This window comes from Pseudomonas sp. NPDC089428 (assembly GCF_044749325.1).
Taxonomy (GTDB): Bacteria; Pseudomonadota; Gammaproteobacteria; order Pseudomonadales; family Pseudomonadaceae; genus Aquipseudomonas.
In genome coordinates, this window is record NZ_JBIVHT010000001.1 from 502,298 (window position 1) to 515,940 (window position 13,643).

A 13,643-nucleotide genomic window follows, 5' to 3' on the forward strand; every position below is an offset into this window, starting at 1 on the left:
CCGTTCGATGAAGACTTTCCGTACCCTGTTCCTGGCCAGCCTGTTCTGTAGCGCCAGCTTTGCGCTGCCCACTGCCCAGGCCGATGCACTGGCCGACATCAGCGCCCGAGGCGTGCTCAAGGTGGCGGTGCCGCAGGACTTTCCGCCCTTCGGCTCGGTGGGCCCGGACCTGAAGCCCCGTGGTCTGGACGTCGACACCGCGCAACTGCTGGCTGACAAGCTTGGCGTGAAGCTGGCACTGACGCCGGTCAACAGCACCAACCGCATTCCGTTCCTCACCACCGGCAAGGTCGACCTGGTGATCTCGAGCCTGGGCAAGAACCCCGAGCGAGCAGCGGTGATCGATTTCTCCCGGCCCTATGCACCGTTCTACCTGGCCGTGTTCGGCCCGGCCGAAGTGGAAATCGCCGGTATCGAGGCGATCGACGGCAAAACCATCAGCGTCACACGTGGCTCGATCGAAGACATGGAACTCAGCGCCGTGGCGCCCAAGGGCGCGGTGATCAAACGCTTCGAAGACAACAACTCCACCATCGCCGCCTATCTTTCCGGGCAGGTCGAGCTGATCGCCAGCGGCAGCGTGGTGATGGCTGCCATCGCCGAGAAGAATCCCGCCAAGGTGCCGGTGGTCAAGGTCAAGCTCAAAGATTCGCCGGTGTACGTTGGCCTGGCCAAGAACCAGCCAGCGTTGCTGGAAAAGGTCAATGCCACGCTGGACGCAGCCAAGGCTGACGGCAGCCTTGACCGCAACGCCGAGAAATGGCTGAAACAGCCGCTGCCGGCCGACCTCTGAGCACAGCCCGGAGCCTGTGACCATGGCCTATGAATTCAATTTCGCCCCTGTGCTTGCCCAGGCTGACCTGCTGCTCAACGGCGCTTTGTTCACGCTCCAGCTGACGGCGATCGGCACGCTGCTTGGCGTGGCCATCGGCGTGCTGGGCGCCGGCGTGCGCGCCTGGCGTGTGCGGCCCTTCGACGCGCTGTTCGGTCTGTATGTGGAGCTGATCCGCAACACGCCGTTCATCGTCCAGCTGTTCTTCATCTTTTTCGGCCTGCCAGCGCTGGGCATTCGCCTGACCGAGTGGCAGGCGGCCGTGCTGGCCATGGTGATCAACCTGGGCGCCTACTCCACGGAGATCATACGTGCGGGTATCCAGGCTATTCCCAAAGGGCAGCTGGAAGCTGCTGCGGCCTTGGCCATGAGCCGCTTCGAAGCGTTTCGCCATGTGGTATTGCAGCCTGCGCTGGCCAAGGTGTGGCCGGCGCTGACGAGTCAGATCGTGATCGTGATGCTGGGGTCGGCGGTGTGTTCGCAGATCGCCACCGAAGAGCTGTCGTTTGCCGCCAATTTCATTCAGTCGCGCAACTTTCGCGCGTTTGAAACCTACCTGCTGACCACTGCACTGTATCTGCTCATGGCCATCGTTGTGCGCCAGGTGCTGGTCTGGCTGGGGCAGCGCCTGCTGATGGGGAGACGCTGATGGACTTCACGTTCTGGGACATCCTGCGCAACCTGCTGATCGGCCTGCAATGGACCTTGTTGCTGTCGCTGGTGGCCTTTGTCTGCGGGGGGCTGGCCGGCTTGCTGATATTGCTGGCCCGGCTGTCCGAGCAACCGATATGGCGGGGCCTGGCACGTGGCTATATCGAGTTGTTTCAGGGCACTCCCTTGTTGATGCAGCTGTTCATGGTGTTTTTCGGGATTGCCTTGTTCGGCCTGGATGTGTCGGCCTGGATGGCGGCCGCCATTGCCCTGACCCTGTTCACCAGTGCCTTCCTTGCCGAAATCTGGCGCGGCTGCGTCGAAGCGATTCCGCGCGGCCAGTGGGAGGCCTCGGGCAGCCTGGCGCTGAACCGCCTGGAGCAATTGCGCCATGTGATCCTGCCGCAGGCGCTGCGTATCGCGGTCGCCCCGACCGTGGGCTTCTCGGTGCAGGTGGTCAAGGGCACGGCGGTGACTTCGATCATCGGCTTCACCGAGCTGACCAAGACTGGCGGCATGCTGGCCAATGCGACGTTCGAGCCGTTCATGGTCTACGGTCTGGTCGCGTTGGGCTATTTCATCCTCTGCTATCCGCTCTCGCTGAGCGCCCGTTATCTGGAAAGGAGGCTGCATGCCCCTGCTTAGAGTGTCTGCTTTACACAAGTACTATGGCGACAACCACGTGCTCAAGGGTGTCGACCTGAGCATCGAAGAGGGTGAAGTGGTGGCCATCATCGGCCGCAGTGGTTCAGGCAAGAGCACGCTGCTGCGTACGCTCAATGGTCTGGAGTCGATCAGCGACGGTGTGATCGAGGTCGACGGTGAATACCTGGACGCCGCGCGTGCCGACTTGCGTGCCTTGCGCCAGAAGGTCGGCATGGTGTTCCAGCAGTTCAACCTGTTCCCGCACCTGAGTGTCGGCGAGAACGTGATGCTGGCCCCGCAGGTGGTGAAGAAGGCCAGCCGTGGTGACGCGCGCCAGCTGGCCGAACAGATGCTGGCTCGGGTCGGGCTGGCGGAAAAATTCGATGCCTACCCAGACCGGCTGTCCGGTGGCCAGCAGCAGCGCGTGGCGATTGCACGGGCCCTGGCCATGTCACCGAAGGTACTGCTGTGCGATGAGATCACGTCGGCCCTCGACCCTGAACTGGTCAATGAAGTGCTGGGTGTGGTGCGACAGCTGGCCAGCGAGGGCATGACCCTGATCATGGTCACCCACGAGATGCGGTTTGCCCGTGAAGTGGGCGACAAGCTGGTGTTCATGCACCAGGGCAAGGTGCATGAAGTGGGCCACCCGCGCGAGGTGTTCGCGGCACCGCGAACGCCCGAGCTGGCCAATTTCATTGGTACGGTGACGTCGGCCCAGGCCTGCTGATTGTCGGGCCATGCAGCGGTTGTCGTAATGTCTGTGCCGGCGTCGAGGCCGGCACAGACATTGGCATCAGAAGCGCATGTCTACCGCCACCTCGAATGTGCGCGGTGCGCCCATGTAGTACTGCAGCCCATAGGCCTGCTTGGCATACACCTCATCGGTCAGGTTGCGCACCCGTCCGGTGATCGTGGTGTGTTCATCCAGCCGATAGCGGGCAAAGGTGCCGAACAAGGTATAGGCCGGCGCCTTGAGGGTGTTGGCGTTGTCGGCATACACCGAGCCGACATAGCGCGCATCCACACCCGCCGACCAGGCCGAGGTGAAGCTGTAGGTCAACCACAGGTTGGCGACATTGGCCGGCACGTTGACCGGGGCGTTGCCCTTGCGTGATACCGATACGCCGTTGACCGCTTCGTTGAACTCATCGTACTGCGCGTCGACGTAGGCATAGTTGCCCTCGGCCAGCAGCTTCGGCGTGACCTGCAGCCGCCCGGACAACTCGACCCCGCGCGAGGTCTGCTGGCCGGCCTGGACCGTCAGGTTGGGGTTGCTCGAATCGCGCACGGCAAAGTCCTTGCGCACGATCTGGTACAGGGCCACGGTCGCCGCGCCGCGTCCGTCGAGGAAGTCGAACTTGCTGCCCACCTCCCATTGCTCGCCCTTGGACAGGTCGAATGTGCCGACGTTGGCGTAGGTGGCCGCCGCCAGCGAGCCGGCCGGCAGGTCGGCAGCAGTGCTGTACTGGGCATAGAGGCTGGCCGACGGCGTCAGTTCGTAGGTCAGGCCGATGCGCCCGGACAGCGGCTCCCAGCGCCGCTCGAAGAATGCCGGTGAAGTTGGCGTCACCGCGCCATAGTTGGTCACCTCCATGTCCAGGTAGTCGTAACGCAGGGCCGTGAGCAAGGCCAGGCGCTCGGTCAGTTGCAGGCGGTTTTCGGCGAACACCGCGCGGTTGCTGGTGACATGCCGGCGCTGCTTGGTCAGCCCGGCATTCACCCCGGGGATGTCGTAGAAGCTGCCTGGGTCGAAGTGGTCCGGGTCGACCACATCGGTCCAGCTTCCGGCCGTCGGGTACACGCTCTGGCGCATGTGCGAGTAGTCCAGGCCCAGCGACCACTGGCTGGCCAGGCCGAACAGCTGATTGTCGTGGCGCAGCTCAATGCGGTCGCCCAGCACGCTCTGTTGGTGGCGCTGCAGGTAGGGGCTGGCGCGCTGGACGTTGCCGCTGCTGGTGTAGCTGTAGCGTTCGACGTTGCGGTAATCGCGCTGGGCGCTGTAGTGGTACAGGGTGTTGTGCACGCTGGTGCTGTCGCTGAGCTGGTAATCGAGCAGCGAGCGCAGCCAGCGCACCCGCTGTTCGTAACGGCCATCGGCGACGTTGTAGTTCTCGAAGCGGCGGCTGTTGTCGATCTTCATGGTGCTGCGCCCTGGCAGGATCGGCGTTCCCCAGTACGGGCTGTCTTCGCGGTCCTCCTGGTATTCCAGCGCCAGGGTGTGGGTCAGGTCGGGCGTCAGGTCGCTGAGCAGGGAAAACGCCAGGCTGTCGGTGTTGCGCTGGTTGCGGTCGATGTAGCCATTGCCCTCGGTGTGGCTGAAGTCCAGGCGCATGAAGTGGCGGGCATCGGCCGGGTTGCTGGCCAGCGCCTGGTTGATGCCGAAGGCCACTTCCGAGTCGTCGTAACTGCCGTAGCGCACGCGGCCATCGATGATTTGCTGGTCGCGGCTGGCGGTCTTGGTGATGTAGTTGATCGAGCCGCCCACGGCACCTGCGCCATGCAGGAAGGAAGACGGCCCGCCGAGCAGTTCGACGCGGTCCAGCACCCAGGCATCCACCGGCCGGGTGGCACTGCTGTAGCCGAGGTTGATGCCGTTGTAGAGCTGGCTGACCTGGTTCTGGGTAAAGCCGCGGTAGCTGACGAAGCCGCCGTAACCCGGGTTGGCCGATGCGTTGACGCCAGTCATGGCGTTGATCACGTCCTGGCTGTCCTTGGCGTCGCGCGCTTCGATGACACGCCGGTCCGAGACGCTGACCGAAGCAGGTGTTTCCCGAGCGCTGAGGCCAAGCCGCGAGCCGGTGCGGATCGGCTCGTCCAGTTGCACGCTGGAGGGTGCATCGCGCTCACCATCGATGGTGGTGGCGCTGAGTTCGACGGCGGCATCGTCCGCCCAGGCGAAGGTGCAGGTGCCCATGAGGAGCACCAGGGAGGTATTGCGGAGCATGTTGTTGGGTCTTCCACGCAAAGGTCATGGCTGACGCGAGTGCGCAGGCAGGCGCACCCGGCTGAAGTCAGGCGATTTGAGTAACGGCTGCGGGGAAGATGGCAGGGGGAGCACGGGGGGTAAGGGCAGGGCGCAGGTAACGGGGTGGCGGTTGCGCCCAGCTGCGCACGACGATGGGCGAGGTGGCAGTGACCTGTGCCGGGCTGAACGACCAGGCACCGCTGCCCAGAGGCACGGCCAAGCCGAACGAGGAGCACACCGGGCAGTCGAGCTGCGCCATGTGCTGGTCGCCACCGGCACCGTCGAGGTCGATGGCCACACCGTGCTCGCTGTTGATCGAGCAGAAACCACCTTCCAGGCCGGCCAGGCGCAGGCCGCCCATCTGGCCGTGGTGCAGGCCGCACAGCAACAGGCTGAACAGGACGCTGGCATAGAGCGTCCAGGCAGTCAGCGTGCGGGTGTGCCGGGTGATTTTCATGGCGGCGAATCTATCACCCGGACGAACGGCAGGGTAGTGCCTGGCCGTGGCAGGTTGTCGCAGTTCAGGCCGCGCGTTCGAGCGCGTCCAGCAGTTCGACGAACTCTTGCGCCAGCTTGTGGCGCGGCGCCATGTGTACCAGCGGTACTGAAACCTGGTGCGATTCGCGCATCTTGATCGAGTTGCTGAGGTACACCGGCAATACCGGCAGGCCTTCGTTGCGCAGCTGCTCGACCAGGGTCTGGTGCAGGGCGGTGCGCCCGGCGAACTGGTTGACCACCACGCCTTCGACCTGCAGCGCCGGGTTGTGGTCCTGGCGCAGTTCCTCGACCTCGGCCATGACGCTGAGCAGTGCCTGGCGCGAGAAGCTGTCGCAGTCGAACGGAATGAGCAGGCGTTCGGCGGCCACCAGGGCGCTGAAGGTATAGAAGTTCAGCGCCGGCGGGGTGTCGATGTAGATCCGCTCGTAGTCCTCGCCCAGCTCCACCAGCAGCTTGCGCAGCTTGTTGATCTTGAACTTGCTCTCCAGCTTGCTCTGCAGGTCGCTGAGGTCGGGGCTGGCGGTCACCAGGTGCAGGTTGTCGTAGCGGGTTTCTGTGATCGCCACGCGGTGTTTCTTGCCGGCGGCGGTAACCGGCGAGAGGGTCTGGCGGAAGAAGTCGGCGATACCGGCGGGGATGGCGTCGTCGGTCAGCCCGGTGAGGTAGTAGGTGGCATTGGCCTGGGGGTCGAGGTCGACCAGCAACGTGCGATAGCCTTCGGCGGCACTGGCCGCGGCGAGGTTGCAGGCGATGCTCGATTTGCCGACGCCACCTTTCTGATTGAAAACCACACGACGCATGAGACGCTCATCCATGAAGAGGGAAATGTCAGGTAGGGGTCAATCCTATGACCGAATCACGACAGTTTTATGACAAGGATTGTTACAGCAATGAAGTTCATCCTTGCTGAACCGCAAGCGCTCTGTTTCGGCCTGTTCACGGCGGTTCGACGCCTCGACAAGCCCGCCCCCAGGGACCGCACATCCGTCAGGTATGGGGTGATCCTGTGACAGCGGGCTTGCCCCGCGAACACCTGCGCAGCCGGTGCCAGGTCAAGGAATCAGGAGCCTGACTTCTCCAGCGCTTTCAGTTCATCCTCCACCTGCTGCATGCGCTGCTCGGCCAACGCCTGGACCTTTTTGTCCTGCGCGGTCTCACGCATCAGGCCGGTAAGCTTGTCGCTCAGGCGCTTGCCTTCTTCGGTCTCTTCCAGCGCCCTGGCCTTGGCCGGGTCGCGGGTGGCGGCGACGATGGTGGCGAATTCGGCGTCGCTGAAATGTTTCTCGCTGTAGAGCTTGAACAGGTCCTGGCGCTGGTCCTCGACGGTGAGGTGCTTGCGCAGGACGTTGCTGATCGTGGCTGCATCCAGCTGCGGGTGGGTGCGGGTCAACAGGGCGGCCATGCGCTCGATGTTGTGGTCGTAGGCTTCCTGCAGCGGCAGGTTGGCCAGGATCTGCTCTTCGCGGGAGGGCTTCTGGTCGCAGGCGGCAAGGGCGGCAATGAACAGCAGGGGTAGCAGCAACTTCTGGATGCAGGGCATGGGGGTGGCCTTGGGGGCGTAGTGCAGAAGGGGGATTATAGCGGTGTCGGGTTGCCAGCCATCAGCCCTTGAGGTAGAAAAACGCTCGCTCAGATCACGTTTTCAAGCTCATGACCCAGTGGATCATCCAACCCCCCAGCCACGGCAGTATCCGTGAAGTCGTGGCGTTCATCGACAGCGCTCGGCGTGGGCTTTTCCCGATGCTGGCCGATTCGCCGATGCCCAAGGACCTCGCCCACTTCGCGCAGACTTACCTGGAAGGCGAAGGCCATTTCCTCGAAGCCCGCGATCAAGGTCGTTTGATCGCCGGCGTCGGCTATCTGCCTTACGACCACCGCTTCGCTCAGCTCGATTACCACGACAAGCGGGTGGTCGAGGTGGTGCGCCTGTTCGTGCTGCCCGAGTACCGCCGTCATGGCCTAGCCGCAGCATTGTTCGCCGCCTTGCGCGAGCACGCCCGTGCCGCTGCAGTCGAATGCCTGTACCTGCATACCCACCCGTTTTTGCCCGGGGCGATCCGCTTCTGGGAGCGGCAGGGCTTTTCGCTGATCGATGTGGAGGACGACCCGGTATGGCGTACGACACATATGGAGCATTGGCTCGCCATAGAGGGCGTGGGCCTGTCAGAAACTGCCTGACAACGGCCACTCCACGGCCAGGCGGATCTGGTCACCATCCAGCTCCGCCTGCGCCGTATTGCCCCGGTGCATGTTGTGCCGCAGCGAGAACGTGGTGCCCTTGGCCTTGCCACTCTGCACCACATAGCGCGCCTCCAGGTCCCGCTCCCAGTGCTTGCCGCCCTTGCCATAACCCAGGTACGCATAGCCGCCGTTGGGGTCGACGTGAGTGCCGTCGATATCGAAGCCGCGTACGTACAAGGCGCTCAGGCTCAGCCCCGGCATGCCGTAGCCGCCCATGTTCAGGTCATAGCGCGCCTGCCATGATTTTTCGTTCGGGGCGTTGAAGTCGGACATCTGCACGGCGTTGGCGAGGTAGATCGCCCCGCGGCTGACGTAGTCGAATGGCGTGTTGCCGTCCACTTGCTGCCAGCCGAGGCTGACGCTGTGTGGGCCTTGGTTGTAGCGCGAGACCAGGCTCCAGGTGGTGTTGTCGATACGCCCGGACAGCGCCTTGCCGGTGTCGGTGGTGCGGTACAGGTTGAGGTCCAGGCTCAGGCTGCGGCGTTCGTCCAGTGCATGGGTGAGGGTGCTGCCGAGGTAGTGCTGGTTCCAGTTGTCTTCGTAGCGCGAGGTGTACAGGCTGGCGCTGAAGGCGGCGCCGGGGTTCCACACCAGGCCGGCGAGGTCGAAACTGTTGCCCTGGCGGCCGTCGGAGTAGTTCACTACGAAGCCCTGGTCGTGGCTGGACGCGTTGCGGTCGGTATTTTCGTTGAAGTGGCCGGCGACCAGCTTGAGGGTGTCGATCTCGTTGCTGGTGAGGAACAATCCGGTGGCCGTTTCGGGCAGCAGGCGGCTGTCGGAAGAACTGAACACGGGCGTCTTCACCCGCTGTTCTCCCCAGGACAGCACGGTATCGGATACCCGCAGCTTCAGCGCTGCACCGCCACGGCTGTATTCGTTCTTTGGATGGCCGTCGTTGTCCACACTCAGCAGGCGCGCCTTGCCGGCACGCCCGCCGCCGCTGTCGAGTTGCACGCCCTGATAGACGTGGGCATCGACGCCAACACCGATCAGGCCTTGGGTGAAGCCGGACTGCAAGGTGCCCATCAGGCCGTAGGCCCATTCTTCAGCCATGCCATTACGTTCGCTGCGCGGCTTGAAGGCATTGCGTGCGCTGCTGTTGCGCCCACCGTGTTTGTAATCGCGCTGGTCGTAGACCGTGCGGTTGAGCAGGCTCCAGCTGCTGTCTTCGAGCAAACCGTGGCTTTGCGATTGCGCCGAGTCCGCCAGGGCGAACGGGGCCAGGCCTGCCAGGGGCAGGGATAACAGCACAGCGGCGGGGCGCAACGACATGGCAGGCACTTCCGGGTTCAGGGGGCGCGAAAACGCAGGATGCGCGCGCCGTCGAAGGGGTCGGTGAGGTAGTGGGCGTGCACGCCGAAACTGCTCAGCAGGCGCTCGGGGGTGAGCACCTCCAGCGGCTTGCCGAGGGCGACCAGGTGGCCTTTGTCGAGCACCGCCACGCGGTCGCAGGTCAGTGCCTGGTTAAGGTCGTGCAGGGCCACCAAGGTGGTCACTGGCAGTGCCTGCACCTGTTGCAGCAGGCTTAGCTGGTGCTGGATGTCCAGGTGGTTGGTCGGCTCGTCGAGCAGCAGTACCTGTGGGCGCTGGGCCAGGGCACGGGCGATGTGCACGCGCTGGCGCTCGCCGCCGGACAACGAACGCCAGATGCGTGCGCGCAGATGCGCGGCATCGAGGTCGGCCAGGGCCTGCTCGACGATGGCGCGGTCTTTCCTGGAAAACGGGGCCAGCGCCGACAGCCACGGCGTGCGGCCCAGGGCTACGGCATCGAACACGCTGATCGCATCGAGGGTGTCGGCTTGTTGCTCGACCAGCGCCAGGGCCTGGGCGATACGCCGGCGCGGCAGGCGTGCCAGCGGCTCGCCAAGCAGCTGCACGCTGCCTGTATCGGGTGTGCGCAAGCCGGCCAGCAGCTTGAGCAGGGACGACTTGCCTGAACCGTTGGGGCCGACGATGGCCAAGGTCTCACCGGTCACCACGCTGAGTTCGACGTTGCTCAGCACGGTGTTGCCCGACAGTTGCAAGCCCAGGCCATGGCACGCGAGTGGCGCCAGTTGCGCGGTGTTCATGGCCGTCATGGGCGCCCCCTCCGGCTGACCAGGATCAGGGCAAATACCGGCGCGCCGAGCAGTGCGGTGACCACGCCCACCGGGATCGCCTGGCCGGGGATCAGCGTGCGCGAGAGGATATCGGCGGCAATCAGGAACAACGCACCCCCCAGGGCGCTGGCCGGCAGCAAGCGGCTATGGCCTGGGCCGAGCAGCAGGCGCAAGGCATGGGGAATGACCAGGCCGACGAAGCCGATAGCGCCGACGATCGAGACCATCACCGCCGTCACCAGCGCCGCGCAACTGATCAGCAGCAACTGGCTGCGGCGTACGGCAATGCCCAGCGACGCCGCCGAGTCGGCGCCGAAGGTAAAGGCATCCAGCGCCCGACGGTGCCACAGGCACACCATCAGCCCGAACACGGCCACCGGCACGGCCAGCCACACCGACGGCCAGCGCACACCACTGAGGTTGCCCAGCAGCCAGAACAGGATGCCCCTGGCCTGCTCGGCGGTGGCTGACTTGGTGATGAGAAAGGCAGTGAGGGCGTTGAACAGCTGCGAGCCGGCGATGCCGGCGAGGATCACCTGGGCATTGTTGCCGCCTGGTCCGGCGGCACGGGCCAGCACCAGCACCAGGGCGAACGCCGCCAGGGCACCGGCGAAGGCGCCGCCGGACATGCTCAGGGCTGCGCTGCCCAGGCCCAGCAGGCCGACCAGCACCGCGCCGGTCGAGGCGCCGGCGGACAGGCCCAGCAGGTAAGGTTCGGCCAGCGGATTGCGCAGCAGCGCCTGCAGGATCACCCCGCAGGTCGCCAGCCCCGCACCGCAGGCGGCGGCGACCAGCGAGCGGGGCAGGCGGTAGTTCCAGACGATGCCGGCGTCGATCGGGTCGACCGGGTAGCCGGCCTGCCACAGGTGGTTGGCCAGCACCTGGCAGACCACGCCCGGCGACAGGTTGGTCTCGCCGATGGCGGTGCCGGCCAGCACGGCTGTGAGCAGGGCCAGCAGGGCCAGAGCGCTGTAGGGCAGGGCTTTCATCACTGCGCCGCTTTGCCGCTGGCGAAGGCCACAGACAGGGTCTGCAGGCCACGGAACAAGCGGATACCGGCCTGCATGGCGTCGGCATCGAGGATGATGATGCGGTTGTTTTTCACCGCGTCCATGTGCTTCGTCACCGGGTCGCTGTGGAGGAATTCGAGCTTCTTCTGATAGTCGTCGGCGGGGTAGCGGCGGCGGTCCATGCGCGCGATGATCAGCCAGGTCGGGTTGGCTTTGGCCAGGGTTTCCCAGCCCACGGTCGGCCACTCCTCGGTGGACTCGACCACGTTGCGCACGCCCAGCGTTCGCAGCATGAAATCGGCCACGCCCTGACGGCCGGCAACGTAGGGAGCGATGCCGAGGTCGGCGCTGGAGAACCAGAACAGGGCCGAGGTGTTGCTCAGGTCCTTGCCGCTCAGTTGCTGTTTCGCGCTGTCCAGGCGAGCCTTGAGGTCGGCATTGAGTGCGGCGCCATGGTCCTGCACATCGAAGATCTCGGCCAGCTGGCTGACGCTCTTGTAGATGCTCTCGATCTGAAACGCCTGCAGGCGGGTGCCGTCGGCGCCGACCAGGTTGTCCTTGCCTTCGCAGTCCGAGGGCAGCAGGTAGGTCGGGATGTTCAGCTCGCTGAACTGTTCACGGGTAGCGACCGCGCCCTGGGCGCCGACCATCCACTCGAACTGCACTGCCACCAGCTGCGGGCGCTTGCCGACCACGGCTTCGAAACTGGGCTCATTGTCGGCCAGGCGCGGCACCTGTGCGTTTTGCGCCTGGTACTCGGGGAGCACGTTGTTGTACCACAGCGAGGTCCCGGCCAGTTTGTCGCCCAGGCCCAGCGCATAGAGCATTTCAGTGCCGGCCTGGCCTATGGTGACCGCACGCTCGGGCGCCTGGGTGAAGGTCTGCGCTGTGCCGCAGTTGTCGAGGGTTAGCGGGTAGTGGGTGGCGGCGGCTTGGGCCAGGCCGGTGAGGCTCAGGCCTGCGAGCAAGATGGCGATACGGGGCAGCATGCTGGGCGATCTCCTATCGGACAGTTCTGGTGAGGAACGCACGGACAGGCATCGCCGATCCCCTGCATGTACAGGGGCAACACGGATGGCCATCCCGGACACCCCGCCGGTTGGTGAATGTTTGCCGGCAGGTCTCCTGACTGGTGCGTCCTCGCCCGGCTCCGGCCTTCCCGGATCTGTTGATCCAGTGGCATCGATGGAGCAGGCTCGGCACCTACAGTTGCGGGGGCAGTTCCGATTGGCACGCCTTGTGGGGCGGGCCCTGGGATTCCCTATTAATTCCGTGGTGGAAACCGGCGGCCCGCATGGTAGACGATCCGGCCGCCGGGTGAAACGCTAAATCAGAAGTACTTCAGCCAGCGGATGTCGCGCCGGCGCGCCTTGAGCCGGGCGAACCCGCGCACCGGCAGGTACAGCGCCACTGCCAGCAGCAGCGCAGCCAGCCACACCGCGCCGATGCCATCGAAGCCGAAGTAGTCGCCGTGGTTGAGGCCGAACAGCGCCACGCAGGCCAGGTACAGCAACTTGAGCACGTACAGGTGCAGCAGGTAGAAGAACATCGGCGCGGCGCCGAACACCGCCAGGGCGCTGATCCAGCGGGCAAGCCCTGCGCGTTCGAAGGCGCGCAGCAACAGCAGGCCACAGCCCAGGGTCAGGGCCAGGAACAGCAGCGAAGGCGGGTACTTGGTGATGTTGAAGAAGCTCATCAGCGTCTGGGTGATGGTCGGATAGCCGCTCCACGGCGCTTCACCGTAGCCGTTGTAGAGGCGCAGCACCATGAAGCCGAGCAGGGCGATGACGCCGGCCATCAGCAGCCGATGCTGGCGCTCGGCGGCGTCGCTGCCACGGGCGAACCACGGGCCCAGGCCATAGCCCAGGGCGATCACGCCAATCCACGGCAGCACCGGGTAGGAGGTGCGCAGGCGCAGGTTCTCCGAGACTTCCAGCCAGCCACGCTCATGCAGGATCGCCCACGGTACATGCATGGCCGACTCCACGCCGAAGTGCAGGCCGTCGAGCAGGTTGTGCCCGGCGATGATCAGCGCGCCCAGGGTGAGCAGGGCAGGGCGTGGCAGCCACACCAGCAGCGACAGGGCGATTATGCTCACGCCGATGGCCCAGATCACCTGCATGTAGATCACGCTCGGCGGCAGCTGGAAGGTCCAGGCGAAGTTGACCAGGGTGAATTCCAGCACCACCAGGAACAGCCCGCGCTTGAACAGGAACGCCGAGACATCGCTGCGGCCCTGGTACTTCTCGCCATACAGCCAGGCGGACAGGCCGGTGAGCAGGACGAACACCGGGGCGCACAGGTGGGCCAGGGTGCGGCTGGCGAACAGCGACGGGTCGGTGGCATCGATGCTCATCGGGTCGCTGACCTGGCGGTGCAGGAAAAAGGTTTCGCGCACGTGGTCGAGGAGCATGAACAGGATCACCAGGCCGCGCAGGGCATCGATGCTCTGCAGGCGCTGGGTAAGCAGGGTGGGGGTGGCTGAGGCGCTGGTCATGGAAAGGGTCGCAGGCAGGAATCAATGTCAAATGAAACGTTATCTTATAACTATTTCATTTGCGGTTGATAGCAGTTTTTGAGTTGCCTGAGCTGGCCTCTTCGCGGGCAAGCCCGCTCCCACAGGTACTGTGCCAGGCCTGAAGCTTTTGCAATCCCTGTGGGAGCGGCGGTTCGGCGCCCCGATTCACCCGCGAAGAGGC

Annotated in this window: 14 protein-coding genes and 1 riboswitch; of the genes, 5 read left to right on the forward strand and 9 right to left on the reverse strand. The window is 64.8% G+C overall.

Annotated features, from left to right (window positions below):
- The first annotated feature begins 7 nt into the window (after window positions 1-7).
- Genes ACIPZ5_RS02600 through ACIPZ5_RS02615 form a run of 4 tightly spaced genes read left to right on the forward strand, consistent with a single transcriptional unit; the run spans window position 8 to window position 2,858 of the window.
- The gene (locus ACIPZ5_RS02600) at window positions 8-793 is read left to right on the forward strand and encodes a transporter substrate-binding domain-containing protein (protein ID WP_261940567.1); all 786 of its coding nucleotides are present in this window, start codon (window positions 8-10) and stop codon (window positions 791-793) included.
- 22 nt (window positions 794-815) lie between these two features.
- On the forward strand, window positions 816-1,481 hold the full coding sequence (locus tag ACIPZ5_RS02605) for an amino acid ABC transporter permease (RefSeq protein ID WP_313711840.1): 666 nt from the start codon (window positions 816-818) through the stop codon (window positions 1,479-1,481).
- Entirely contained in the window at window positions 1,478-2,128 is a 651-nt protein-coding gene (locus tag ACIPZ5_RS02610; RefSeq protein ID WP_261944329.1) for an amino acid ABC transporter permease, read from the forward strand. The genes ACIPZ5_RS02605 and ACIPZ5_RS02610 overlap by 4 nt, the downstream gene beginning before the upstream one ends.
- On the forward strand, window positions 2,115-2,858 hold the full coding sequence (locus ACIPZ5_RS02615; RefSeq protein WP_261940565.1) for an amino acid ABC transporter ATP-binding protein: 744 nt from the start codon (window positions 2,115-2,117) through the stop codon (window positions 2,856-2,858). The genes ACIPZ5_RS02610 and ACIPZ5_RS02615 overlap by 14 nt, the downstream gene beginning before the upstream one ends.
- A 66-nt stretch (window positions 2,859-2,924) precedes the next feature.
- Here the strand turns inward: ACIPZ5_RS02615 and ACIPZ5_RS02620 are convergent, their stop codons facing one another.
- The 4 genes from ACIPZ5_RS02620 to ACIPZ5_RS02635 form a co-directional block, all read right to left on the reverse strand.
- Window positions 2,925-5,075 carry a TonB-dependent receptor gene (locus ACIPZ5_RS02620; RefSeq protein WP_400806478.1) on the reverse strand — a complete coding sequence of 717 codons (2,151 nt, stop codon included), beginning with the start codon at window positions 5,073-5,075 and terminating at the stop codon, window positions 2,925-2,927.
- A 67-nt stretch (window positions 5,076-5,142) separates the two neighbouring features.
- On the reverse strand, window positions 5,143-5,553 hold the full coding sequence (locus tag ACIPZ5_RS02625) for a DUF2946 domain-containing protein (protein ID WP_261940563.1): 411 nt from the start codon (window positions 5,551-5,553) through the stop codon (window positions 5,143-5,145).
- Window positions 5,554-5,617: 64 nt separating this feature from the next.
- The gene (locus tag ACIPZ5_RS02630) at window positions 5,618-6,394 is read right to left on the reverse strand and encodes a ParA family protein (RefSeq protein WP_400806481.1); all 777 of its coding nucleotides are present in this window, start codon (window positions 6,392-6,394) and stop codon (window positions 5,618-5,620) included.
- A gap of 260 nt (window positions 6,395-6,654) precedes the next feature.
- Window positions 6,655-7,134, reverse strand: coding sequence for a hypothetical protein (locus ACIPZ5_RS02635; RefSeq protein ID WP_261940561.1), 480 nt, complete (start codon window positions 7,132-7,134; stop codon window positions 6,655-6,657).
- A gap of 110 nt (window positions 7,135-7,244) precedes the next feature.
- Between ACIPZ5_RS02635 and ACIPZ5_RS02640 the strand changes: the two genes are divergently transcribed.
- A complete protein-coding gene (locus ACIPZ5_RS02640; RefSeq protein WP_400806483.1) occupies window positions 7,245-7,772 on the forward strand; it encodes a GNAT family N-acetyltransferase in 528 nt (175 codons plus the stop codon).
- Here the strand turns inward: ACIPZ5_RS02640 and ACIPZ5_RS02645 are convergent.
- From ACIPZ5_RS02645 to ACIPZ5_RS02665, 5 genes are all read right to left on the reverse strand, one after another.
- The gene (locus tag ACIPZ5_RS02645; RefSeq protein ID WP_400806486.1) at window positions 7,758-9,107 is read right to left on the reverse strand and encodes an OprD family porin; all 1,350 of its coding nucleotides are present in this window, start codon (window positions 9,105-9,107) and stop codon (window positions 7,758-7,760) included. The genes ACIPZ5_RS02640 and ACIPZ5_RS02645 overlap by 15 nt on opposite strands.
- 17 nt (window positions 9,108-9,124) lie before the next feature.
- Entirely contained in the window at window positions 9,125-9,913 is a 789-nt protein-coding gene (locus tag ACIPZ5_RS02650; RefSeq protein ID WP_400806489.1) for an ABC transporter ATP-binding protein, read from the reverse strand.
- A complete protein-coding gene (locus ACIPZ5_RS02655; protein ID WP_400806491.1) occupies window positions 9,910-10,923 on the reverse strand; it encodes a FecCD family ABC transporter permease in 1,014 nt (337 codons plus the stop codon). The genes ACIPZ5_RS02650 and ACIPZ5_RS02655 overlap by 4 nt, the downstream gene beginning before the upstream one ends.
- Window positions 10,923-11,933, reverse strand: a complete 1,011-nt coding sequence (locus ACIPZ5_RS02660; protein WP_400806494.1) for an ABC transporter substrate-binding protein — start codon at window positions 11,931-11,933, stop codon at window positions 10,923-10,925. The genes ACIPZ5_RS02655 and ACIPZ5_RS02660 overlap by 1 nt, the downstream gene beginning before the upstream one ends.
- 108 nt (window positions 11,934-12,041) lie before the next feature.
- Window positions 12,042-12,246, reverse strand: a riboswitch (cobalamin riboswitch).
- Between the two features lie 28 nt (window positions 12,247-12,274).
- Window positions 12,275-13,441, reverse strand: coding sequence for a DUF1624 domain-containing protein (locus tag ACIPZ5_RS02665; protein ID WP_400806496.1), 1,167 nt, complete (start codon window positions 13,439-13,441; stop codon window positions 12,275-12,277).
- Window positions 13,442-13,643 lie beyond the last annotated feature (202 nt).

Coding starts and splice junctions, on each gene's coding strand:
- ACIPZ5_RS02600 (WP_261940567.1), top strand. CDS start 8: ATGAAGACTTTCCGTACCCTGTTCCTGGCCAGCCTGTTCTGTAGCGCC.
- ACIPZ5_RS02605 (WP_313711840.1), top strand. CDS start 816: ATGGCCTATGAATTCAATTTCGCCCCTGTGCTTGCCCAGGCTGACCTG.
- ACIPZ5_RS02615 (WP_261940565.1), top strand. CDS start 2,115: ATGCCCCTGCTTAGAGTGTCTGCTTTACACAAGTACTATGGCGACAAC.
- ACIPZ5_RS02620 (WP_400806478.1), bottom strand. CDS start 5,075: ATGCTCCGCAATACCTCCCTGGTGCTCCTCATGGGCACCTGCACCTTC.
- ACIPZ5_RS02625 (WP_261940563.1), bottom strand. CDS start 5,553: ATGAAAATCACCCGGCACACCCGCACGCTGACTGCCTGGACGCTCTAT.
- ACIPZ5_RS02630 (WP_400806481.1), bottom strand. CDS start 6,394: ATGCGTCGTGTGGTTTTCAATCAGAAAGGTGGCGTCGGCAAATCGAGC.
- ACIPZ5_RS02635 (WP_261940561.1), bottom strand. CDS start 7,134: ATGCCCTGCATCCAGAAGTTGCTGCTACCCCTGCTGTTCATTGCCGCC.
- ACIPZ5_RS02640 (WP_400806483.1), top strand. CDS start 7,245: ATGACCCAGTGGATCATCCAACCCCCCAGCCACGGCAGTATCCGTGAA.
- ACIPZ5_RS02645 (WP_400806486.1), bottom strand. CDS start 9,107: ATGTCGTTGCGCCCCGCCGCTGTGCTGTTATCCCTGCCCCTGGCAGGC.
- ACIPZ5_RS02650 (WP_400806489.1), bottom strand. CDS start 9,913: ATGACGGCCATGAACACCGCGCAACTGGCGCCACTCGCGTGCCATGGC.
- ACIPZ5_RS02655 (WP_400806491.1), bottom strand. CDS start 10,923: ATGAAAGCCCTGCCCTACAGCGCTCTGGCCCTGCTGGCCCTGCTCACA.
- ACIPZ5_RS02660 (WP_400806494.1), bottom strand. CDS start 11,933: ATGCTGCCCCGTATCGCCATCTTGCTCGCAGGCCTGAGCCTCACCGGC.
- ACIPZ5_RS02665 (WP_400806496.1), bottom strand. CDS start 13,441: ATGACCAGCGCCTCAGCCACCCCCACCCTGCTTACCCAGCGCCTGCAG.